Origin of the sequence: Enterobacter cloacae, from assembly GCF_011078175.1 — a bacterium.
Taxonomy (GTDB): domain Bacteria; phylum Pseudomonadota; class Gammaproteobacteria; order Enterobacterales; family Enterobacteriaceae; genus Enterobacter; species Enterobacter cloacae_Q.
This window is the reverse complement of sequence record NZ_JAALCJ010000001.1, coordinates 767,408-790,813: the sequence shown is the minus strand read 5'-3', so window position 1 is coordinate 790,813 and position 23,406 is coordinate 767,408. Positions and strand designations below refer to the sequence as shown.

Below are 23,406 nucleotides of genomic sequence, written 5' to 3'. Positions count from 1 at the left end.
GAGATTTGTTCCGAAAAAATCTGCGTGCTGTCACATTTTTTTGCAATTAAGGCAGGTAACGACATCAGAACTCCCGTAAAAAGGTCATCGATTTTTACTGACCTGAGGATATACCGTTGAAACGCCGTCTGTTTATTGCTGTTTCTTTACTCGCTTCGAGTATTTCATCCGCGCTGGCGGCCGAGCCGCTGGATTTTTCACCTCAGCCGCCTGCTATCCAGGCAGGCTCCTGGGTATTGATGGATTACACCACGGGTCAAATCTTAACGGCGGGCAACGAACATCAGCAGCGCAATCCGGCGAGCCTGACCAAGCTGATGACGGGGTACGTTGTCGATCGCGCCATCGATAGCCACCGCATCAGCCCCGATGACATTGTGACGGTCGGACGTGACGCCTGGGCAAAAGGCAATCCGGTCTTTGACGGTTCGTCGCTGATGTTTCTGAAAGAGGGCGATCGGGTTTCCGTGCGCGATCTCAGCCGCGGCCTGATTGTTGATTCCGGCAATGACGCCTGCGTGGCGCTGGCGGATCACGTGGCGGGCGGCCAGCCGCAGTTTGTCAGAATGATGAATGACTATGTTGAAAAGCTTAACCTGCGCGATACCCACTTCGAAACCGTACACGGGCTGGATGCACCGGGTCAGCACAGCTCCGCTTACGATCTCGCCGTGCTTTCCCGGGCCATCATCCACGGTGAGCCTGAGTTCTATCATATGTATAGCGAGAAAAGCCTGACCTGGAACGGCATCACCCAGCAGAACCGCAACGGCCTGCTGTGGGATAAGACCATGAACGTGGATGGCCTGAAAACGGGACACACCTCGGGCGCGGGCTTTAACCTGATTGCCTCCGCGGTGGACGGCCAGCGTCGACTGATTGCGGTGGTGATGGGGGCAGACAGCCCGAAAGGACGTGAAGATCAGGCGCGCAAGCTGCTTCACTGGGGACAGCAAAATTTCGATACGGTGCAAATCCTGCATAACGGTAAAAAAGTGGGCACCGAGCGCATCTGGTATGGCGATAAAGAGCAGATCGCGCTGGGCACGGATCGGGACTTCTGGCTGGCATTACCCAAAACGGAAGTGCCGAACATCAAGGCGAAATACGTGATGGATAAAAAAGAGCTGGAAGCGCCGATCGCCGCGCATCAGCGGGTAGGGGAGATCCAGCTGTACGATCGTGACAAGGTGGTGGCGCACTGGCCATTGGTTACTCTGGAAGGCGTTGAAAAGGGCGGTCTTTTCTCACGTCTCGGCGATTATCTGCATCATAAACTCTAACCTTTTCGGGCAGACTGGCAGTGTTGCGAGTCTGCTCACATAATAAAGTCTCCTGGTTTGCCGATACTCTCGATTCTGCTTTATAGTGTATATATATACAGTAATAAACGGAGGCAGCATGGACTACAGCATCAGGCAGCAGCAGAAACGTACAATCGCTGGTTTTCATCTCGTTGGACCCTGGGAAAAGACGGTCAAGCAGGGTTTTGAACAGCTGGTCATGTGGGTAGATGGGCGTCATATTCAGCCGCAGGAGTGGGTGGCCGTTTATTATGATAATCCGGATGACGTGCCGGCAGAAAAACTCCGCTGTGATACCGCCGTAACGGTGTCGGACGATTTCACTATCCCTGAGAACAGCGAAGGGGTGATGATGACCGAAATTGCTTCCGGAGAGTACGCTATTGCTGCCGCACGTGTGGAAAATCATGATTTTGCGACGCCCTGGAACCAGTTCTTCAACTCTCTTCTCCAGGACAATACCTATGAGATTGCGCCAAAACCCTGCTTCGAACGCTATCTGAACGATGGCAATGCTGACGGCTACTGGGATATTGAGATGTTTGTACCGGTAGAGCATAAAGTGGGATAATCCTGCGAAATGCAGGGTTTTTCAGCCGGGCGCGTTTCCCCCGGCTGAAAACACAGTACAATTGTGGTTTGCCGTAGAGCTGGAGACGGGTGTGCGCCCCGACAAGTCATTAACCCCTTTTGAAATTCGGTTATACAAACATTATCGCGTGGTGCATGGTTGCCGCATTGCGCTGGCGTTTGTGTTGACCTTCGTACTGGTTCGTTTGCTGGATATCCCGGAAGGGACGTGGCCGCTGATCACGCTGGTGGTGGTGATGGGGCCGATCTCATTCTGGGGGAACGTGGTCCCTCGCGCTTTCGAACGCATAGGCGGCACCGTTTTAGGCTCGGCGCTTGGGCTTATCGCGCTTAAGCTGGAGCTGATTTCATTCCCGATCATGTTGCTGTGGTGCGCGGTGGCGATGTTTCTTTGCGGCTGGCTGGCCCTTGGCAAGAAGCCGTATCAGGCGCTGCTGATTGGCATTACGCTCGCGGTTGTGGTCGGCGCACCGGCGGGCGATATGACCACCGCATTGTGGCGAAGCGGAGACGTGATCTTCGGCTCGTTGCTCGCCATGCTGTTCACCGGCATTTGGCCGCAGCGCGCCTTCCTGCACTGGCGCATTCAGATGGCAAACTACGTCACGGCATTTAACCGGGTCTACCAGGCCGGGTTTTCGCCGAATCTGATCGAACGTCCGCGGCTGGAAAAGCATCTGCAAAAAATCCTCAACGATGTGGTCAAAATGCGCGGATTGATTACCCCGGCAAGCAAAGAGACGCATATCCAGAAAGCCATTTTTGAAGCTATACAGACGGTCAGCCGGAATCTGGTCTGTATGCTTGAGCTGCAAATCAATGCCCACTGGGCCTCACGCCCCAGCCATCTTCTGATGCTCAACGCGCATACGCTGAAAGAGACGCAGCAGATGACGCAACAAACCCTGCTGACTATCGCCCATGCGCTCTATGAAGGCAACCCACAGCCGATACGGGCGAACAGCGAGCGGCTGAACGATATCGTCGCCGAGCTCAAGCAGCTGATAAATGAGCGTCAGGGCGACAACGTGGCGGAAACACCTATCCATGGTTATGTCTGGCTGAGTATGGAGCTGGCGCGACAGCTGGAGTTGTTATCGCAGCTGATTTGTCGGGCACTGCGCAAATAAAAAGCGTATGTGAAGCCTGCTGCTTCGATTCAGCAACAATTAGGGTTATGATGGTTTTAAACGATATACTCATTGTCATTCGCAGCCGCTGTCTGTTAAAACGGTTGCTTTAACGAATCCGAATCTCACATTATCAGGGGTGTAAAAATGGAAACTACCAAGCCTTCGTTCCAGGATGTTCTGGAGTTCGTCCGCCTGTTCCGCCGCAAAAACAAGCTACAGCGCGAAATCCAGGACGTAGAGAAGAAGATCCGTGACAACCAGAAACGTGTCCTGCTGCTGGACAACCTGAGCGACTACATAAAGCCAGGTATGAGCGTCGAGGCTATTCAGGGCATCATCGCCAGCATGAAGAGCGATTATGAAGATCGCGTTGATGATTACATCATCAAAAACGCTGAGCTGTCTAAAGAGCGTCGCGACATCTCCAAAAAGCTGAAAGTGATGGGCGAAATTAAAAACGTCGACGCTAAAGGCGAGTAATCGCAGCGAATTGTGAAAAAGGCTCTCTGGCGACAGAGAGCCTTTTTTATTTTACGGAGTGCGGTTTGATGCCCTCACCCCGGGCCTCCCCCGCGGGAGAGGGAGCGAACAGTAAAAACGGCAGCTACGTTGCCGTTTTACATTTATCTTGCGAAAAAAAGCAAAAAGCCTGCTTAAAAGCAGGCTTTTTAAATTTGGCTCCTCTGACTGGACTCGAACCAGTGACATACGGATTAACAGTCCGCCGTTCTACCGACTGAACTACAGAGGAATCGTTGTGGAGGCTTATCTTAGCGGCGAAAAAACTTTTGTCAAACCTGATCTTAGGCAAAAGTGATCGTTTGATGATTCTGTCGTCGTTTTGTTGTAAATTCAAACATAATTTTATGGAAAATACTTTGCAGGATACGCATTTCTGCCCCATCATTTGAAATGGAGTTTCAACTTTCTCGCTAAGGTCCATTTTGAACGTCACCGCACCCCTACGCCAGGCGATTATGCGCACGCCCTGGTATGCCAAACGTAAGAGTTATCGAGTTCTGTTCTGGCGTGAAATCACCCCCCTTGCTGTGCCTATTTTCCTGGAGAATACCTGCGTCCTGTTGATGGGCGTGCTGAGCACCTTTCTGGTTAGCTGGCTCGGTAAAGAAGCCATGGCCGGGGTAGGGCTGGCGGACAGTTTCAATATGGTTGTGATGTCGTTCTTTGCCGCTATCGATCTCGGTACGACGGTGGTGGTGGCGTTTAGCCTGGGCAAGCTTGATCCGAAGCGTGCCCGCGAAGCGGCCAGACAGTCGCTGATGATCATGACCCTCTTTTCGATCATCCTCGCGGCGGTTATCCATTATTACGGCAAAGAAATTATCGATTTTGTCGCGGGAGAAGCGACCAGCGAGGTGAAGGATCTGGCTCTCACCTACCTGGAAATGACGGTGTTGAGCTATCCTGCGGCTGCCATCGCGTTGATTGGTAGCGGTGCGCTTCGTGGAGCAGGGAATACCAAAATTCCGCTGCTGATCAACGGCGGCATGAACATCCTGAATATCATTATCAGCAGCGTTTTGATTTATGGCATCTTTTCCTGGGACGGTCTGGGCTTTGTCGGCGCGGGTTTAGGGCTGACTATTTCCCGCTATATTGGTGCGGCAGCGATAATCGGCGTACTGATGGCGGGAATTACGCCATCGCTGCGCCTGACGCTGAAAAGCTATTTCCGTCCGCTTAACTTCGCCATTATCTGGGAAGTGATGGGGATCGGGATTCCGGCCAGCATCGAATCCGTGTTGTTTAACGGTGGGAAACTGCTGACGCAGATGTTTGTCGCCGGGATGGGAACAGACGTCATCGCCGGCAACTTTATTGCCTTCTCCATCGCCTCGCTCATAAACCTGCCCGGAAACGCGCTGGGATCGGCGTCGACGATCATCACCGGCAGACGCCTCGGAAAGGGACAGATAGGGCAGGCGGAACGACAGCTTCGGCACGTCTTCTGGCTTTCAACCATTGGTCTGACGGCGATTGCGTGGGGAACTGCGCCTTTTGCCGGGCTGATGGCCTCGTTCTATACGCATGAAAATGACGTGAAAGAGGTCGTGAAGGTGCTGATTTGGCTCAACGCGGCGTTTATGCCCATTTGGGCCGCGTCCTGGGTACTTCCTGCCGGGCTGAAAGGGGCGCGCGATGCCCGGTTTGCGATGTGGGTCTCCATGCTCGGCATGTGGGGCTGTCGCGTCGTGGCGGGTTATACGCTGGGGGTAATGTTAGGTATGGGCGTTGTCGGCGTTTGGCTGGGGATGTTCCTTGACTGGGCCGTGCGCGGCGCGCTGTTCTACTGGCGTATGGTGAGCGGGCGCTGGCTGTGGAAATATCCGCGAAAAAAACCGGAGCAGAAGGTTTCGGAAACGGCAAATGCCTGACAAGTGTGCGAAGTGGAGAATAAATCGGCAAACGATTGAAAATCTGCATTCACCCTTTGACATCCACAGGGCGCATCGATAATATGCGCCCCGTTCACACGATTCCTCTGTAGTTCAGTCGGTAGAACGGCGGACTGTTAATCCGTATGTCACTGGTTCGAGTCCAGTCAGAGGAGCCAAATTTGAAAAGCCTGCTTTTAAAGCAGGCTTTTTGCTTTTCTGCGCCCGGTAAAATTGTTGGAAAGCGGCTTCGCCTTACCCCAGAGGCGGGAAGGCGAAGCCCTGCGATCAGCGGAACGGCGGCTCGTTGAAGGTGCGCAGCTTGCGGGAATGCAGCCTGTCTCCTTCCGCGCGCAGCAAATCGATGGCGCGAATACCGATTTGCAAATGTTCAGAAATTGCCCCTTCGTAAAAACGGTTCGCCTGGCCCGGCAGTTTGATCTCGCCGTGCAGCGGTTTGTCGGATACACACAGCAGCGTGCCGTAAGGGACGCGGAAGCGGTAGCCCTGCGCGGCAATCGTGGCGCTTTCCATATCGATTGCGACCGCACGGCTGAGATTGAAACGCAGGGCGGAGGCCGAATAGCGCAGCTCCCAGTTACGATCGTCGGTGGTGACGACCGTACCGGTACGCAGGCGCTGCTTCACCTCTTCACCCGGCATGCCGCTCACCTCTTTGGTGGCGTCGTACAGGGCGCGCTGCACTTCCGCGATACTCGGGATAGGGATATCCGGCGGCAGAACCGCGTCAAGGACATGGTCGTCGCGCAGATAAGCGTGGGCGAGGACGTAATCGCCAATCAACTGGCTTTCACGCAGGCCGCCGCAGTGGCCGATCATCAGCCAGACGTCCGGGCGGAGTACCGCCAGGTGGTCGCAGATGGTTTTCGCATTCGACGGGCCAACGCCGATGTTAATCAGCGTAATGCCCTGACCGTCGGCGGTGATCAGGTGCCAGGCCGGCATCTGGTGCTTTTTCCACGCCAGGTCGGAGATGGCCTCTTCCGGCGCTTCGGTTTCGGCGGTGATCCAAATCCCGCCCGCGCAGGAGAGGGCGATGTAAGGGCTGTCCGGGTCGAGGATTTGGCTACAGCCCCAGCGGACAAATTCGTCCACATAGCGGGTGTAATTGGTAAACAACACGAACGGCTGGAAATGTTCGGCAGGGGTGCCGGTGTAGTGACGCAGGCGTGCCAGCGAGAAATCGACACGGCGAGCATCAAAGTGCGACAGCGGTGAAAACTCTGCCGGGTGATAGATCCCGTCCGCCGTCTCATCGCCAATCTGCGACAGCTCGGTGGTCGGGAAGTGGCGGGTCAGCCCCGCGCTCATGGAGCGATCCAGCGTCAGCGCCGAGCCGTCTATCACGTACGGGTAAGGGATCTCGTGCAGGGACGGCTCAACGCTGATATGCGCGCCGTAATCCTGATACAGCAGGGTAAGCTGCTCTTCCAGATAGGGGCGGAAAAGCGCAGGTCGCGTGATGGTCGTGCTGTAACAGCCGGAGTGGGTGAAACGCGCATAGGCGCGGGTTTTCGGATTGCTGCTGGCGCTGCCGTCCCAGGTGACAGAGAGCGATGGATAAACAAAAAGGCCTTGGGTTCTGGCCTTTTCATCGGGGAGTTTCCCTGTTTCGATATAGTCACTGATGGCGCTGCGCAGCGCATTGACGGACTGTTCATACAGCGCGTCGAGTTTTTCCAGCGCCTGAGCCGGGGTCAGGCTGGAGCCCTTATTATTCATGTGTGTCTCCTTGTTCCACAGGTGTGCGGCTATACCCGATAGTATGTCACACGCCTGTGAAACAAAAGTGAGGAGATCAGCTGTGCGCGGTTTCCTTCATCATCAAGGCGGTGGCGGCAGAAAGCAGGCAGCCCGCCAGCAGATAAATCGCCACGCTGTGCCAGTTACCGCCGGAGAACGTCACCAGCGCGGCGGCGATAAACGGCGTAAACCCGCCGCCGACCACGCTCGCCACCTGATATCCCACGCCCGCGCCGCTGTAGCGGTAGCGTGCGCCAAACAGCTCGGTAAACATCGGCTGCTGCACGCAGACCACCATATCGTGAGCGATGTTCGCAAGCATGATCGCGAAGAAGACAATCCAGAAGACCGACTGTGCCTCCAGCGCCATAAAGAACGGCCAGGCGCTGAGCGTGCCGATGAGCGCCCCGGTGATATATACCCTACGACGGCCAAAGCGATCCGCCAGCCAGGCGAAGCAGGGGATGGTCAGGCAGCTGATCCCGCCCACCACCAGGCCAATATTCAGGAACAATTCCCGCGGCAGGCCGAGATTTTGCGTGGAGTAGTTCAGGGCAAAGGCGGTGACGATATACATCGTCAGCAGTTCGCACAGGCGCAGGGCGATGATTTTCAGAAAAGCGCCAGGGTGCTGCACCAGCGCTTCCATCACCGGCAGCCGTTTCTTTGCGACCGGTTTTTCGCGCTGCTGCTGCTCAAATTCAGCCGACTCTTCCATGCCGTTACGGATCCACAGGGCGACCACGACCAGCACAATGCTGAAGATAAACGGAATACGCCAGCCCCAGCTCAGGAATTGCTCGTTTGTGGTGAGCTGGCTTATTAGCGACACCAGGCCCGTGGAGAGCAGCAGACCCACGCCATAACCCACCTGCACGCCGCTGCTGTAAAACGCTTTCTTGTTCTTCGGCGCGCTTTCCACGGACAGCAATGCCGCGCCGCCCCATTCACCGCCGACGGCAAAGCCCTGAATGGCGCGTAGCGTCACCAGCAACACCGGGGCCCACCAGCCAATCGACTCAAAAGAGGGCAAAATGCCGATAAGCGCGGTGGCAATGCCCATCATCCAGACGGTAAGCATCAGCATACGTTTACGGCCAAGGCGGTCACCGAAGTGGCCGAAAATTATCCCGCCCAGCGGACGAAACAGAAAACCGACGCCGAAGGTAGCAAACGCAGCAAGCGTACCCATGGCGGGGCTGATCTGGGGAAAGAATTCACGGTTAAATACCAGCGCAGCGGTAATACCGTAGAGCAGAAAGTCATACCAGTCGACGACGGCGCCTGCAAAGCTACCCAAAGCAGCGCGGCGGGCGCGGTTAAGCGAAGGTGTCTCCTCGTTGCGGCGAGTGGAGATAAGGGTGGAGTCCATAGTTGTCCTGTCTGTACTGATTTTTAATTATTGGTATAAGAAAAGGTCACTCACATCGCGGCCGTCATATTGACGGAATGTATGAGACTACCGCGACAGGCGGGCTGAGAAAACGTTTTTATCTTTCCTGAAAGCGCAGAATAAATAAATTTCATCTTATCGTGCGACAACATAAATCAGCCTGTTTGGCTCCGGTTAGGGCTGAATGGTTTACAGTAATAACGATCGCTGCGTGACGTAAGCTGAGGGAATAACGATGCAACGCCTTTTTCCTGCACTGTGGGTAGTCCTGTTTTTAGTCGTCTCTCCGCTGCATGCGGAGCCGAAAGTCTATGGCGAACAGCGTATTCACCGCTGGTGGGATGCGGTAACGGACGATATTGCGCAAACCTGGGAACAGCCGGATCGTCACGATCTCTACCTGCCTTTTCTGAGCTGGCACGCCCGCTTTATGTATGACAAAGAGAAAACGGACAACTACAACGAAATGCCGTGGGGCGGGGGACTGGGCGTGTCTCGCTACAACGACGAGGGCAACTGGAGCGCGCTCTTCGCCATGATGTTTAAAGATTCCCACAACGAGTGGCAGCCCGCGATGGGCTACGGCTGGGAGAAGGGCTGGTATCTGGATAACGCGAAAGATTTCCGTCTGGGGCTGGGCGCCGCTGCGGGGATCACCGCGCGCGACGACTTTGCCAACTATGTCCCGCTGCCGTTTATCTTCCCGCTTTTCTCTGCCGGATATAAGCGCGTCACCGTCCAGTTCACCTATATCCCCGGAACCTACAACAACGGCAACGTGCTGTTTGCCTGGCTGCGCCTGGGCTTTTAGAGGGTGATCACTTTTTTGGCCACTGCGTTGGAGAGGATCAGCAGTGAAAACAGGACCGACGTAACAAAGGTAAGCACAATCAGAGCAAGTTTGGTGCTCAGGGACGTCACGGGAATAAGCGCGGTCAGCAGGTGAAACACCGAGTAGTGCATAATATAGACCCCGGTCATGGCCTTGCTAATGGCGGCCAGCACGGACTCTTTAAACTCCGCATTGCGGCGAAACCGTACGCCGTTTGCCGCAATGACCAGGGCAATAATCAGAATGTAGATTTGCGATCCGGTGAGAATAAAGGCGTTTCTGTCTGCTTTAAACAGGGTAAAAAAGAAGTGCCGCTCGTAAAACCACGTGAACAGATAGATAAACGGGATGGCAATCACCGCTGCCCTGACTACGTTTTTGCGGCCGATCCACGCCGCGATGTGCGGATCGCAAAAGAGCTGCCCCGTCAGATAAAACAGCAGCCACGTCCACAGGCGATACTGCGGCGACAATGAAAGAATGTGGGCATCAGGATAGAGGGCTGACAGCAAGTCGTACCCGTAGGAGAAAAGCAGCAGGGTGGCAATCACCCCGCAAAATAGCGTTCGCCGCTGGCTGAGCCACTCCACCACCGGATGAAAGGTGTAAATCACGATAAACGCGAACACGAACCACGGCTGGATCAGATATCCGCGCTGATAGGGCTCCCACAGGTAGTAAATGGTTACCCAGAACAGAAAGACGATCGCCAGGCTTTTGATCTTATCCAGCTGCCAGCGGGTGCCGTGGCGGGATTGCCCATCCAGATAGCCCGCCACCACAAAAAACAGCGGCGTGGCGATGGTCGAGATAAACGTTAAAAAGCCGAGGATCCAGTGATAGTCATAATCATACCGATCCCAGGTATTGTAGATGGTGAAAAAGGTGACCGCCGTCATACAGCCCAGCGTCTTAATGATGTTCAGCCCTGTCGCATTCATTGTTGTTCAGCTTTGTCCTTACGATGGAAACACGCATAAATTACGGGGAGTACCAGCAGCGTCAGGATTGTAGCAAACCCAAGTCCAAACATAATCACAACGGCCATGCTCTGGAAGAACACATCCAGCAGCAGGGGGGCGAGGCCGAGGACGGTCGTAAAGGCGGTGAGCAGGATGGGCCGCAGGCGCGACGTGGCGGCGTAAACGATCGCACTGTGCTGATCCTGCTGTTTTTTCTGCTGTTCTATCTCTTCAACCAGCACAATGCCGTTGCGGATCAGCATCCCGCTCAGGCTCAGCAGGCCAATCAACGCCATAAAGCCAAAGGGTATCCCGGTAATTAAAAAACCCGGCGTCACGCCGATCAGCGCCAGCGGCACGGTCAGCCAGATAGCGACGGCGTTTTTCACCGAACTGAACATCAGCACCGTGATCACAAACATCACCAGATACCCGAGCGGCAGCGTGGTAAACAGTCCCTGCTGCGCTTCGCTGGAGTTCTCCGCGTCTCCGCCCCACTCAATGCTGTAGCCGTGAGGCAGGGGCAGGGCATCTATTTGCGGCTTCACGCGGGCGAGAATATCGCCGGACGTTTGCTGGCTCAACGGGTCAGGGTCGGTCTGCACGGTCAGCACGCGCGAGCGGTCGCGACGCAGGATCAGCGGATCTTCCCACTCCAGCGCGAAGCCGCTGACGACGTTGCTCAGCGGGATATACTGCTGTCGGGTCTGGCTCCAGACCAGGACGTTATTCAGGTGATTGGCGTCCAGCCGCTCGCTTTCCGGCGGGCGCACCACCACGGGCAGCAGATCGCTGCCTTCACGGTACAGCCCCGCCCGGCTGCCGGAGAAATTCATCTCCAGTGCGTTATCCACGTCCTGCTTATCCACGCCAAGCTCGCGCCCCAGCGCGGTAACGTACTGCGGGCGAATCGCTTTACTGCGGTTTTGCCAGTCGTTCCTCACGCTGTCCGTTGCCGGATCGCGCGTAAGAATGTTGTCTACCTGGCTGGCGATCAGGCGCAGCCTGTCGGGATCGGGCCCTTTAATTCGTATTTCAATGGCGCTGTCGCCGGAGGGGCCAAACATTACCCGCTTCGTACTGGCGTTAACCTGCGGATAGTTCCGTGCGATGTACTCATCAACGTGGCGGGTCAGGGCGGGGATGTTACGCTGGTCGTCCATTCTCACCATGATTTGCGCATAGTTGCTGTACTGGCGCTGTCCGCTGTAGGTCAAAATAAATCGCATACTTCCCTGACCAATCGTCGAGACCGTCGTTTTCACGCCAGGCTGGCCGTTAATGGTTTTCTCGATATCACCGGTCATCTTCTCGGTCCATTTTATGTCGGTACCGTAAGGGAGCCAGAGGTCGACGAAGAAAATCGGCGTGCTGGAGGAGGGGAAGAAGTTCTGCCGCACCGAGCCAAAGCCCCAGATGGCGGCTACCAGCAGTGCGGCCATCACTACCAGCGTTGGCGCTTTACGCCGTAACAGCGCATTGAGCACACCCTGATAGATCCGATAGATGCGTTTGTTATAGGGATCCGTTTCGTCAGCCTTTGACGGTGCAGCGTCTCGTTTAAACAGCCACCACTTAATCAGCACGGGCGTAATGGTGAGGGCTGAGAACCAGCTCAGCATGAGCGAAATCAGCAGGACCTGAAACAGCGACTTACAGTATTCGCCGGTGGAATCCTGTGACAGCCCGACGGGCGCAAAGGCCAGGATAGCGATGACCGTCGCACCCAGCAGAGGCAGCGCAGAACGGCGAATAATGTCGCTAATGGCGTTCATCAGGGACGAGCCCTGCTGCCGGGCTATCATTACCCCTTCGACAATAACAATGGCATTGTCGACCAGCATGCTGAGAGCGATGATCAGCGCGCCCAGTGAAATGCGCTGTAGTTCAATACCCCAGAGATACATGATCAGCAGCGTGCCCAGCACGTTGAGCGCGAGGGAAAAGGCGATAATGATCCCGCTGCGTAAGCCCATAAAGATCAACAACACACCGATGACTATCGCCAGCGCCATCAGGAAGTTAATGATAAATCCGTTAACGGAATGCCCGACCTCCGCCGCCTGATCGTAAAACAGGTCGATATGGATGCCTGCCGGTTTCTCGGCTGACATCTGCTCAAGCTTCGCCTCCAGGGCATGTCCCACGTCGATCACGTTAACGCCGGGGATAAAGGAGACGCCCATGGTGACGGCTTTTCTGCCGTTGGCATGGTAGATGCTGGCAGGGGAGGCATCCAGCCCGCGTGACAGGGTGGCAATATCCCGTAAGCGGGTAGCCGCCCCAGCGCCGGGCGGGGTCACGATGAGATCGGCCAGATCGTCAATACTCGCGAATTCCCCGGTAGGATGCAGACGAATCGACTCGGTCCCGGAGGGGATCTCTCCCGCGCTGGAGACCACGTTCAGCCTGCTGAGCTGGGCAGAAAGCTGGTTCAGCGTTATCCCGCGCGCCGCCATTTTGCTCAGAGAAATGTCCACGTTAATCTGCTGGGTGAGGGCGCCGCCGATGGCAACTTTGCCCACGCCCGGCACGAGAACCAACTCCCGGCGCAGCTGCTCGGCATACCGCACCAGTTCCGGATTGCTGAATTCATCTCCGGAAATGGCAAAGAAAAAGCCGAACACATCGCCAAAATCGTCATTCACAAACGGGGTCACTACGCCGGGTGGAAACTGTCTGGCGGCATCTCCCACCCGGCGACGCAGTTCATCCCAGATTTGCGGCAGCGCATTTGAGTGGTAGCGCGAGGCTATATTGACGGTGATCTGCGACAGGCCGTTGGAGGAGATGGAGCTGACGTTATCCAGGTAAGGTAATTGCTGAAGCGCGTTTTCCAGCGGCAGGGTGACCTCTTCCTCAACCTGCTGCGCCGACGCGCCCGGATAATGGGCGATCACCACCGCGGTTTTGATGGTAAACGCCGGATCTTCAAGTCTGCCGATGTTCAACAGGGCAATAATGCCGCCTACTCCCAGCAGCAGAATAGTCAGCCAGACGCGAACCGGGTTGCTGATAAACTGACGAGAGATATCCATTACAGCCCCCGTTCACGCGTCCAGATACGTACCGGCTGGTTGGGTTGTAACTCCCCAACGCCTGCGGCCACCACGCGTTCACCGGCCTTAAGCCCGTCGACGATGATGACGCCCTCGGCGCTGACTTGCCCCACGCTGACCTTACGATCTTCAAGGTGAAACGTATCGCCTTTGCCCGTCACCACCCAGACGTGTGGCTCATTGCGCGGGCGGTTATCCGGGTTAAAGACCGCTTCAACCGGCACCACCAGCGCCTCACTGCCCACGCCAGCCGGAAGGTTGGTTAAATTGATGGTGACCGTTCCGCTGACGCCGCCCACGACGGGAAAATCATCCGGGCGGGGCATGGTTAAAATCACCTGCCAGGTCAATGTGTTGCTGTCGCTACTGCCTGAGTGCTCTTTGTACACAGCGGTAAACTCGCGACCGGGCAGGGCGTTGATCCTCACTACCGGTTTGTACTGCGCATTGCGAATATCGAAGGTGCTAAACAGGTTCTCTGGAAGGCTGAACACCACGTCCAGCAGATCGGTACGGGTCAATGTGACGACGGGCTGGCCGGCTGAGACGACCTGATGATTTCGCACATGTACGCTGGCCGCTTTCCCGCTAAAGGGGGCGACGAGCGTCATCTGGCTTAATTCTTCGCGCGCAATCTGTAGCGCGGCGTTTGCAGAATCGCGGTTTGCGCGCTGGACATCCATCTCGGCTTTTGACACGGCCTGACGTCCCGCCAGGGTCTGGAAGCGGTCGAATTGCCTTTGCGCCAGGGTCGCCGCCGTTTGCCTGTCGTTCAGGCGCTGCCGGGCTTCACGGGCGTTAAGGCTGGCGAGCTGTTGGCCCTGTTTGACAGCAGCGCCCTGGCGAATATCAAGGGTCTCAATTTGCCCGGCTCGTTTGAACGCGAGATCCGTAGCATCGCCGGATTCGATACGAGCGGGAAATACGCGCTGCTGTGCGTTGCCGGCCTTGACCACCTCTGCGACTTTGACCATTTTCGGCAGGGGCGCGGCGCGGTCGGGTTTCGGATCGCACGCCGTCAGCAGCAATAAAACAGCAGGCAGTAGAGAGAGGTAGCGCTTCACAGTATTCCCCTGATAATAATTGTTTTAGTTATTTCGTCATCAATGCTGGGGTGGCGCTATTCTGCCAGGGCCGAGACGACCACATAGGTAAATAAACCGATTGCCGTGCTGGCGATAATGGCGAGCGCAATAAATAAACCAAGACGAATCAGGCTTAAACCGTACATGCATTCCTCCATGAGGTTGAAGGTGACGCGGGCTAAAGAGAATAAACGTGTTGCATGCCTGACTATGAGCATAGTCGGTGAATAAATAAATGTTAAATAACCATTATTAGTGGCCTGACATACTCAGGCGAAACAAGCGTTAAGACAGCGTATCCCCTTTGAATAACATCCTGATATTCCTGTGCTACGTTTAATAACATCCATTCCTTTTTTCCGTAAAAGGCATTCACGCCCGTCCCCATGGGGTTGATGCGATCTCTCCTGATTCACTCACTGTTGCGTTGGTTATAAAAAGGATGCTTGATATGTATAAAACGATTCTGGTGCCGGTGGATGTATACGAAACAGCGTTGTCTGATAAAGCGCTACAGCATGCCCAATTCCTGGCGCAAAGCGCATCGGGTGATGTCCATCTGCTGTACGTTATGCCAAAGTTCTCGGCTGAACTGACCCGCGGTTTTATTGCAGACGCGAGAAAGATGGATGAATATATGATTAATAATGCTCAAGAAAAACTGGCTGCGCTGGTAAAAAAAATCAACCTGCCGGAAGCAAATGTCCATCTGCATGTTCGCAGCGGGAATATACGTGATGAGGTAATCAAACTGGCGGATGAACTTAACGTCGGTGCGATTATTGTGGGTTCGCGTAATCCCAATATTCAAACCCATTTATTAGGGTCAGAGGCGGCGAGTATCGTTCGTTATGCGCATGTTCCTGTTTTCGTTATTCGTTAATCACATGAAAGCAAGGTGATTTCTAAAAAGAACCTGAGGAAGGAACGATGATAACAGAAAAGCCTCACCGTCCGTATTATCAACAGACCGTTGATGAAACCCTGACAAATATCCAATCCAGCCTCGACGGACTCAGCAGTACAGAAGCGACCGCCAGGCTGGAAAAATACGGCGAAAACGCCTTACCGCAAAAACCGGGTAAACCCGGCTGGCTGCGCTTTCTGGCCCATTTCAACGATGTCCTTATTTACGTTCTTCTGGCGGCCGCGCTGCTGAAGCTGATAATGGGACACTGGGTGGATATGTTTGTCATTCTTGGGGTAGCTATCATTAACGCCCTGATTGGCCATATTCAGGAGAGCAATGCGGAGAAATCGCTGCAAAGCATTCGTAATATGCTCTCCAGCGAGGCTGTGGTCATCCGGCAGGGCAACCATGAAACTATCCCGACGACAGCGCTGGTGCCGGGAGATATCGTGGTGATACGCGCCGGGGATCGCATTCCTGCCGATCTTCGCGTGATAGAGGCGCACAACCTGCGGGTGGAAGAAGCTATTCTCACCGGCGAATCCACGGTAGTGGAGAAAAGCAGCGATGTGCTCAGCGGCGAACTGCCGTTAGGCGACCGTTACAACCTGCTTTATTCTGGCACCACCGTCAGCTCCGGCGGGGGAAAAGGGCTGGTGGTGGCGACCGGTGGGGAGACCGAGCTCGGCCATATCAACCAGATGATGTCAGACATTGAAAAACACCGTACCCCGTTGATGGTGCAAATGGACAAGCTCGGCAAGACCATTTTTATTACCATTCTGGTGATGATGCTGGCGCTGTTCGTTTTCAGTCTTATCTTCCGCGATATGCCCGTATCAGAGCTGGTGCTGTCGCTGATTAGCCTTGCGGTGGCGGCGGTGCCGGAAGGATTACCGGCCATTATCTCGATCATCCTCTCGCTGGGCGTACAGGCGATGGCGCGTCGCAAGGCGATTATCCGCAAGCTGCCTACCGTGGAAACGCTGGGGGCGATGACGGTTATCTGCTCGGATAAAACCGGCACCCTGACCATGAATGAGATGACGGTAAAAGCGGTGATTACCGCGGACGCCACCTACCGCGTGGAGGGTGACAGCTACGAGCCGGTGGGTACTATTCACCCCGTTGACGATCCGACACCGGTAGCCGTGACCCAGGGATCTGTGCTGGAGCGTTATCTGCGCACCGTCGATCTCTGTAATGACAGCCAGCTGATCAAAGATGAGCAGGGGTTGTGGAAAATCACCGGCGGGCCTACCGAAGGCGCGCTGAAGGTACTGGCGGCCAAAATCCCGCTTCCGGAAACTGACGCCGAATTGCGCAGTAAAATCCCATTTGATTCGCAATATAAATACATGTCCACCCTTTATCGCCTGGGCGACGAAGAGGTGATGTTAATTACCGGTGCGCCGGACGTCCTTTTCCGTCTTTGCCAGCACCAGCAGACCCAAAACGGGCTGGCGCCGTTCAACCTGCACTATTGGGAAGAGAAGATTGAAGAGTATGCGCGCGAAGGATTGCGCATGGTGGCTGCGGCCTGGAAACCGGCCGCCAGCGGGCAGCGCGAGCTAACCCATGCCGACCTGCAAGAGGGCGTTATTCTGCTCGGCATTGCGGGCATGATGGATCCCCCGCGCCCGGAAGCCATTTCGGCCATAGCCGACTGCTCGCAGGCGGGCATTCGGGTAAAAATGATTACCGGGGATCATCCACAAACGGCGATGAGTATTGGACAGATGCTGGGTATTGGCAACGCGGCGAGCGCCATTACCGGGCGCGAACTGGAGGCGATGGACGACCACCAGCTGAGCGAGGCGGCGCAAAAATACGATATCTTTGCCCGAACCAGCCCGGAAGATAAATTCCGCCTGGTGCAGGCGCTGCAAAGTAAGCAGGAAGTGGTCGGGATGACCGGGGACGGCGTGAACGACGCGCCCGCGCTGAAGCGGGCGGATGTCGGCATCGCAATGGGGATCAAAGGTACTGAAGTCACCAAAGAAGCCGCCGATATGGTGTTAACGGATGATAACTTTGCCACGATTGCGCGGGCGGTCCATGAAGGGCGTCGGGTCTACGACAACCTGAAAAAGACCATTTTGTTCGTTATCCCAAGCAACATCGCCCAGGCCTTGCTCATCATTATTGCTCTGCTGGCGGGGAACCTGATCCCATTAACACCGGTACTGATTCTGTGGATGAACATGGCAACCTCGGCAACGCTGTCGTTTGGCCTGGCGTTTGAAGCGGGTGAAAAGGACATCATGAACCGGCCGCCGCGTAAGTCTAACCTGCATGTGATGGATGGATATGCCATCTGGCGAGTGGTGTTTGTCGGCCTGATGATTGCCATCAGCGCCTTTGTGCTGGAGGCCTGGCTGCAACCACGCGGCTACTCGCCGGAGTTTATTCGCACTGTGTTGCTGCAAACGCTGGTCACTGCCCAGTGGTTTTACATGCTTAACTGCCGCGTCACCGACGGCTTCTCCCTGAGTAAAGGTCTGCTGGCTAACAAGGGGATATGGATCGTGAGCGGCGTACTTCTGGCACTTCAGCTTCTGATCGTCTATGCACCGTTCATGCAAATGCTGTTCGGTACCGAAGCGCTACCGTTCCGCTACTGGATCATTACCTTCCTGATTGGGTTTGCGATGTTCATGATTGTTGAAGCAGAAAAAGTCCTTACCCGGAGATGGCGCACGACGAAAAGATGACTGTTTGAGTAGGCTAAGCCTGCCCGCTGGCAGGCTTTCTCTTTGACTGAGTAAAGAACACTATGATTCGATTTGCCTCGTTCGTTTTTATGCTTGGTAGTCTGGTTCCCGCGGCATCTGCTGTAACCTACCCACTCCCTCCCGAAGGCAGCCGCCTGGTGGGAGCGCCGATAACCATCACCGTGCCTGAGGGTAATACCTTGCCGCTCGACGCGTTTGCAGCCCAGTACGGACAGGGGTTGAGCAATATGCTGGAAGCCAACCCGGGGGTAGATCCTTTTTTACCGCGAGCCGGCACGCAGCTGGTCGTGCCGCAGCAGCTTATTCTGCCGCCAACGGTGCGCGAGGGAATTGTGGTGAATGTCGCGGAAATGCGACTTTACTATTATCCACCCGGCAGCAACACGGTTGAGGTGCTGCCTGTTGGCATCGGTCAGGCCGGGCGCGAAACGCCGCGAAACTGGGTAACCGCCGTTGAGCGCAAGCAGGAAGGCCCAACCTGGTCACCCACGCCGAACACGCGACGCGCTTATGCGAAAGAGGGGAAAACGTTGCCCGCGTTCGTTCCCGCCGGGCCGGATAACCCGATGGGGCTGTATGCCCTCTATATCGGCAGGCTGTACGCGATCCACGGTACCAACTCGAATTTCGGCATTGGTCTGCGCGTCAGCCAGGGCTGCATTCGCCTGCGTAATAACGATATCAAATACCTGTTCGATAACGTTTCGGTGGGGACGCGGGTACAGCTTATCGATCTGCCTGTTAAGATGACTACCGAGCCGGACGGCAGCCGCTGGGTAGAAGTTCACGAGCCGCTTTCACGTAATCGCGCTGAATTTGAATCAACGGACCCGGTGCCGCTGCCCATTTCGGCCGTGGAAAGGACGACGCTGATAAGTGAAGGGGCGGGCGCTGAGCTTGAACGTCGGTCGGGGATGCCGGTGAAGCTTGCTATGTACGGTGGTGCGCCTGGAGCACCGTAGGCCGGGCAGGACGCAGCCGCTACCCGGCGAATTTACCGAACCCACAAAAGCAAAAAGCCTGCTTTAAAAGCAGGCTTTTCAAATTTGGCTCCTCTGACTGGACTCGAACCAGTGACATACGGATTAACAGTCCGCCGTTCTACCGACTGAACTACAGAGGAATCGTGTGAACGGGGCGCATATTATCGACCTGCGTACGGCTTGTCAAAGGATGGATCGCCGAATTTTGTCTGTTTGCTGACAAAACCAGCAAAGTGACGTTTTTGCCAACGGGATGCACCATGAATGTGCAAATCTACCCCGAATGGGGCAGATCCGAATCCATTGTCCCTGTCTCAAAACAGGTATCATTGATTGGCTTTCCTTATTTTCAGCCGCTTAGCAGAGTTTTCACCCATTGCAAAAAACTGGCATCCATATTGCACAACCTGTTTAACAACACAGCCGTTACCGGCACGCTATTTTCGAACAGGGGGCAACATGAACTTAAGACGACTGAAATACTTTGTAAAAATCGTCGATATCGGCAGCCTGACCCAGGCGGCTGAAGTGCTGCATATCGCGCAGCCTGCGCTGAGCCAGCAGGTTGCGACTCTGGAAGGCGAAATGGACCAGCAACTGTTGATCCGCACCAAGCGCGGCGTAACGCCTACCGAAGCGGGAAAAATCTTATATACCCATGCCCGTACGATCCTGCGTCAGTGCGAACAGGCACAGTTGGCCGTTCATAATGTAGGTCAGACCCTTAGCGGGCATGTCTCCATCGGGCTGGCGCCGGGGACGGCCGCATCGTCTGTCACCATGCCGTTGCTTCAGGCGGTGCGCGCGGAGCTACCGGAAGTGCTGGTTTATCTGCATGAGAACAGCGGTTCCGTGCTCAATGACAAACTGCTCAGCGGTCAGCTGGATATGGCGGTGCTGTACGATCGCTCCCCGGTTGCAGGGATCACCAGCCAGCCGTTGCTGAAGGAAGATCTTTATCTGGTCGGGACCCGTGATTGCCCGGGCCAGAGCATTGATTTAACCGCTGTGGCAGAGATGAACCTGTTTCTGCCGCGTGACTACAGTGCCGTGCGCGTGCGCGTTGACGAAGCGTTCTCGCTGCGCCGTCTGACGGCGAAAATTATCGGAGAGATTGATTCCATCTCCACGCTGACCGCCGCCATTGCCAGCGGCATGGGGGTCACGGTGCTCCCCGAGTCTGCCGCACGTTCACTGTGCAGCGCGGCGAACGGCTGGATGGCCCGCATCACCACGCCATCCATGAGCTTACCGCTGTCATTAAATATGTCTGCGCGCGGCTCACTGACACCGCAGGCGCAGGCGGTGAAAGAGATCCTGATGTCTCTGGTCAGTAAGCCATCGCTGGAAAACCGCGAACTGCAACTGGTCAGCTGATATTCCAAATAAGCATAAGATGCTGGTTTTTATTATTTGTTCTACAGCCCGGCTGACTCTAACAATAGCTCTGTGTCAGATACGCCGGAGTGAATCGTGAATTTCCAGCAACTTAAAATTATTCGTGAGGCGGCCAGGCGGGATTACAACCTGACCGAAGTCGCCAACATGCTTTACACTTCTCAGTCGGGCGTCAGCCGACATATCCGTGAGCTGGAGGAGGAGTTAGGCATTGAGATTTTTATCCGTCGCGGCAAGCGCCTGCTGGGTATGACCGAGCCAGGCAAGGCCTTGCTGACCATCGCTGAGCGCATTCTCAACGAGGCCAGCAACGTTCGCCGGCTGGCGGATCTCTTTACCAACGACGCTTCGGGTGTGCTGACTATCGCCACCACTCATACACAGGCGCGTTACAGCCTTCCGCCCGTTATCAAAGCATTTCGTGAGATCTTCCCTGATGTGCGCCTCGAACTGATCCAGGGCACGCCGCAGGAAATCGAAGTGCTGCTGCATAACGGTGGGGCTGATATCGGTATCGCCAGTGAACGGCTGAGCAACGACCCGCTGCTGGTCGCATTCCCATGGTTCCGCTGGCACCACAGCCTGCTGTTACCCGCCGGGCACCCGCTGAATCAGGTTTCGCCATTGACGCTGGAAGAGATCGTCAAATGGCCGCTAATCACCTACCGGCAGGGAATTACCGGACGCTCGCGCATTGATGAAGCGTTCAAGCGCAAAGGGCTCACGCCGGACGTGGTGCTGAGCGCGCAAGATTCCGATGTGATCAAAACCTACGTTGAGTTAGGTCTGGGGATTGGTCTGGTGGCCGAACAGTCTGGCGGAGAATATGAAGCCGGTAATCTGCTGCGCCTGGATACGCGTCACCTGTTCGACGCGAATACCGTCTGGCTGGGGCTTAAGCGTGGGCAGCTTCAGCGTAACTATGTGTGGCGCTTTATCGAGCTATGCAATGCCGGGCTATCCGTAGATGAGATCAAACGCAAGGTGATGGAGCCGGAAGAAGTGGCGATTGATTATCAGATTTAGTACATGAAGGTTGAATCACTATCCGGCTTTTTAACAATGATGCCATCCATCAATGAATGGCATCATTGTTTTATGACAGTCTGGTTTTTACTCCCCATTTCAGTAATTTGTGCAGGAGCGCTTTTGTGTCCTGTCTTCCAGAAGGGGAATGTTAATCAAACCCAAAACGTAATATTCCTTCAACGAGAGTCTACAGAAACGTGAATGTTATTAACAATACAGCCTTGCATAACATAACTTCTTATTTAATCTATCTGGCCGCACTCACATCAGTCACCCGCAGTTCAAGATTGGGTGTTAAGGGGCTATGACTCTTCACATAATCAATAATTGACTCAGCAGAGGATGTGCTATTAATCGTCTTTATATTTTTGCCTTTCAGGAACGCTTCAAAACCATCTCCACCCGTCGCACAAAATGAATGTGTAGCAACCCGGTAAATTTTGGCTGGATCGATGGGTTGATTGTTAACAGTGAATTTAATAATCCGTTTGTCTAATGGTTTTTTACTGTCATATTCAACCCGTACGTTTTTTGATACCTGCAAAATACCATTGGTGAGGTTAGTTGCATGAATCATTAAGTCGGTGAGATCTTTTCCGGTAAGATCCATTTCAACCAGATCGTTGTTGAAGGGGAAGGTGGTAATGACATCACCGTATTTTAAATTTCCTTGAGGAAAATCAGCACGTATCCCACCGCTGTTTTGTAATCTCAGGACGGCATCAGGCGTTTTAGCCATCATGGCATCGATTATTAGATTGCCGACAGGTGATGATTCACCATAAGAGCGCGTGAAGGGGGCGGTCGTCGACCCAATCACCTGGTCAGTAATTGTTTTCAGCTTAGCATTCCACTCATCAATTCTGGCCTGGACTTTTGGATCCGGTTTATATTGATCTGCAAATACAGTGATTAATTCACCATTGTAACGCTCAATTTTCTTCGTCTGAGGATTAAAATCCAATACTAATTTACCAATGTCAGTGCCATAGGCATCTGTTGAAACAATGAGTGTATCATTAACTTTAATTGGCTCAGGCGTCCCTACATGCGCATGGCCTGTAATTAATACATCAATACCCTTAAATTTCTTTGCGGTATCGATATCGGCTTGCAGCATTCTGGCTACGTCTTTATTCCCGTAACTGGATTGCCGCGCAGGCGTACCTTCGTGGATAAGCAACACGATGATATCAACTTTCCCTTTTAACGCGTCAAGCCCTTTTTGAATATAAGGCACTTCATCGCGAGCCTCTGAGCCAGCGTACGCCTTCGCTGCAATCGTGTCATAAAATGCAAATTTTTGATGCACCCCGATTACGCCAATTTTGATGCCATCTTTTTCGACAATTGTCCAGGGTTTATTCCAGACCGGTTTCTCACTGTTGCTATAAAAAACATTACCTAATAAAATAGGGAAGTTTGCTTTTGATAACTGTTTAACCATGTTATCAACGCCATGGTCAAATTCGTGGTTCCCCACTGATACCGCATCAAAAGGCATAGTGTTCATAATATCAATGATTGCCTCACCTTTGGTCAGGGTGCTTATATAAGGTCCGGTAAAATAATCCCCCGCATCAAAAAAAAAGACATCTTTACTTTTTTTCTTGGCATCATTGACGATGGTTGCGATATTAGCAAAACCGCCTACCAGGCGTTCTTTATCAACGGTGGCTAGTTTCCCTGGAGAGACATGCGCATGCAGATCGTTGGTATAATAAATGGTCACATCTTTCGCACTAACTGGTGCGGTTAGCGTTGCGGACAAGCACAACGTAATCAGACTAAGCTTTATATTTTTCATCATAATCAATACCCTTGAATAAAGA

The 23,406-nt window shown here is 54.3% G+C and carries 17 protein-coding genes and 3 tRNA genes; 12 read left to right on the top strand and 8 right to left on the bottom strand.

Features of this window, described 5'->3' with window-relative positions:
* Positions 1–110: 110 nt before the first annotated feature.
* The 4 genes from dacD (at position 111) to G6Q29_RS03890 (ending at position 3,508) form a co-directional block, all read left to right on the top strand.
* Positions 111–1,283, top strand: coding sequence for a serine-type D-Ala-D-Ala carboxypeptidase DacD (gene dacD, locus G6Q29_RS03905; RefSeq protein ID WP_165464652.1), 1,173 nt, complete (start codon positions 111–113; stop codon positions 1,281–1,283).
* Positions 1,284–1,401: 118 nt separating this feature from the next.
* Complete coding sequence (sbmC, locus tag G6Q29_RS03900; RefSeq protein ID WP_165464583.1) at positions 1,402–1,875, top strand: DNA gyrase inhibitor SbmC; 474 nt, start codon at positions 1,402–1,404, stop codon at positions 1,873–1,875.
* 91 nt (positions 1,876–1,966) lie between these two features.
* On the top strand, positions 1,967–3,025 hold the full coding sequence (locus G6Q29_RS03895) for an FUSC family protein (protein WP_165464582.1): 1,059 nt from the start codon (positions 1,967–1,969) through the stop codon (positions 3,023–3,025).
* A 147-nt stretch (positions 3,026–3,172) separates the two neighbouring features.
* The gene (locus G6Q29_RS03890) at positions 3,173–3,508 is read left to right on the top strand and encodes a DUF496 family protein (protein WP_000450410.1); all 336 of its coding nucleotides are present in this window, start codon (positions 3,173–3,175) and stop codon (positions 3,506–3,508) included.
* Between the two features lie 195 nt (positions 3,509–3,703).
* Here G6Q29_RS03890 and G6Q29_RS03885 read toward each other — a convergent pair.
* Positions 3,704–3,779 (bottom strand) — tRNA-Asn (locus tag G6Q29_RS03885).
* Between the two features lie 226 nt (positions 3,780–4,005).
* Here G6Q29_RS03885 and emmdR point away from each other — a divergent pair.
* Both emmdR and G6Q29_RS03875 read left to right on the top strand, forming a co-directional pair.
* Complete coding sequence (gene emmdR, locus G6Q29_RS03880) at positions 4,006–5,424, top strand: multidrug efflux MATE transporter EmmdR (protein ID WP_242637191.1); 1,419 nt, start codon at positions 4,006–4,008, stop codon at positions 5,422–5,424.
* Between the two features lie 103 nt (positions 5,425–5,527).
* Positions 5,528–5,603, top strand: a tRNA-Asn gene (locus G6Q29_RS03875).
* A 109-nt stretch (positions 5,604–5,712) separates the two neighbouring features.
* Here G6Q29_RS03875 and G6Q29_RS03870 read toward each other — a convergent pair.
* A complete protein-coding gene (locus tag G6Q29_RS03870; RefSeq protein ID WP_148384040.1) occupies positions 5,713–7,167 on the bottom strand; it encodes an AMP nucleosidase in 1,455 nt (484 codons plus the stop codon).
* Between the two features lie 76 nt (positions 7,168–7,243).
* Complete coding sequence (gene shiA / locus G6Q29_RS03865) at positions 7,244–8,560, bottom strand: shikimate transporter (protein WP_165464580.1); 1,317 nt, start codon at positions 8,558–8,560, stop codon at positions 7,244–7,246.
* 256 nt (positions 8,561–8,816) lie between these two features.
* On the opposite strand from shiA, the gene pagP reads away from it, so the two are divergent.
* Positions 8,817–9,392 carry a lipid IV(A) palmitoyltransferase PagP gene (gene pagP, locus G6Q29_RS03860; RefSeq protein WP_165464579.1) on the top strand — a complete coding sequence of 192 codons (576 nt, stop codon included), beginning with the start codon at positions 8,817–8,819 and terminating at the stop codon, positions 9,390–9,392.
* Here the strand turns inward: pagP and G6Q29_RS03855 are convergent.
* The 3 genes from G6Q29_RS03855 to G6Q29_RS03845 are packed head-to-tail and all read right to left on the bottom strand — an operon-like array spanning position 9,389 to position 14,498.
* Positions 9,389–10,312: an acyltransferase gene (locus tag G6Q29_RS03855; RefSeq protein ID WP_165464651.1), complete on the bottom strand. Its 924-nt coding sequence runs from the start codon at positions 10,310–10,312 to the stop codon at positions 9,389–9,391. The genes pagP and G6Q29_RS03855 overlap by 4 nt on opposite strands.
* A 38-nt stretch (positions 10,313–10,350) precedes the next feature.
* Positions 10,351–13,413, bottom strand: a complete 3,063-nt coding sequence (locus tag G6Q29_RS03850; RefSeq protein WP_165464578.1) for an efflux RND transporter permease subunit — start codon at positions 13,411–13,413, stop codon at positions 10,351–10,353.
* Entirely contained in the window at positions 13,413–14,498 is a 1,086-nt protein-coding gene (locus tag G6Q29_RS03845; protein WP_165464577.1) for an efflux RND transporter periplasmic adaptor subunit, read from the bottom strand. The genes G6Q29_RS03850 and G6Q29_RS03845 overlap by 1 nt, the downstream gene beginning before the upstream one ends.
* A 472-nt stretch (positions 14,499–14,970) precedes the next feature.
* Between G6Q29_RS03845 and G6Q29_RS03840 the strand changes: the two genes are divergently transcribed.
* The 3 genes from G6Q29_RS03840 (at position 14,971) to ldtA (ending at position 19,126) form a co-directional block, all read left to right on the top strand.
* Positions 14,971–15,402, top strand: a complete 432-nt coding sequence (locus tag G6Q29_RS03840; protein WP_165464576.1) for a universal stress protein — start codon at positions 14,971–14,973, stop codon at positions 15,400–15,402.
* Between the two features lie 47 nt (positions 15,403–15,449).
* Positions 15,450–18,143, top strand: coding sequence for a cation-transporting P-type ATPase (locus G6Q29_RS03835; protein ID WP_165464575.1), 2,694 nt, complete (start codon positions 15,450–15,452; stop codon positions 18,141–18,143).
* 62 nt (positions 18,144–18,205) lie between these two features.
* The gene (ldtA, locus tag G6Q29_RS03830) at positions 18,206–19,126 is read left to right on the top strand and encodes a L,D-transpeptidase (RefSeq protein WP_165464574.1); all 921 of its coding nucleotides are present in this window, start codon (positions 18,206–18,208) and stop codon (positions 19,124–19,126) included.
* 85 nt (positions 19,127–19,211) lie between these two features.
* On the opposite strand, the gene G6Q29_RS03825 is transcribed toward ldtA, so the two are convergent.
* Positions 19,212–19,287: transfer RNA gene (locus G6Q29_RS03825), tRNA-Asn, on the bottom strand.
* Positions 19,288–19,606: 319 nt separating this feature from the next.
* Between G6Q29_RS03825 and nac the strand changes: the two genes are divergently transcribed.
* Together nac and cbl are read left to right on the top strand one after the other, a co-directional pair.
* The gene (gene nac, locus G6Q29_RS03820; protein WP_165464573.1) at positions 19,607–20,524 is read left to right on the top strand and encodes a nitrogen assimilation transcriptional regulator NAC; all 918 of its coding nucleotides are present in this window, start codon (positions 19,607–19,609) and stop codon (positions 20,522–20,524) included.
* A 96-nt stretch (positions 20,525–20,620) separates the two neighbouring features.
* Positions 20,621–21,571: an HTH-type transcriptional regulator Cbl gene (gene cbl, locus G6Q29_RS03815; protein WP_165464572.1), complete on the top strand. Its 951-nt coding sequence runs from the start codon at positions 20,621–20,623 to the stop codon at positions 21,569–21,571.
* 250 nt (positions 21,572–21,821) lie between these two features.
* On the opposite strand, the gene G6Q29_RS03810 is transcribed toward cbl, so the two are convergent.
* Complete coding sequence (locus G6Q29_RS03810; RefSeq protein WP_242637196.1) at positions 21,822–23,381, bottom strand: bifunctional metallophosphatase/5'-nucleotidase; 1,560 nt, start codon at positions 23,379–23,381, stop codon at positions 21,822–21,824.
* Positions 23,382–23,406: the final 25 nt, after the last annotated feature.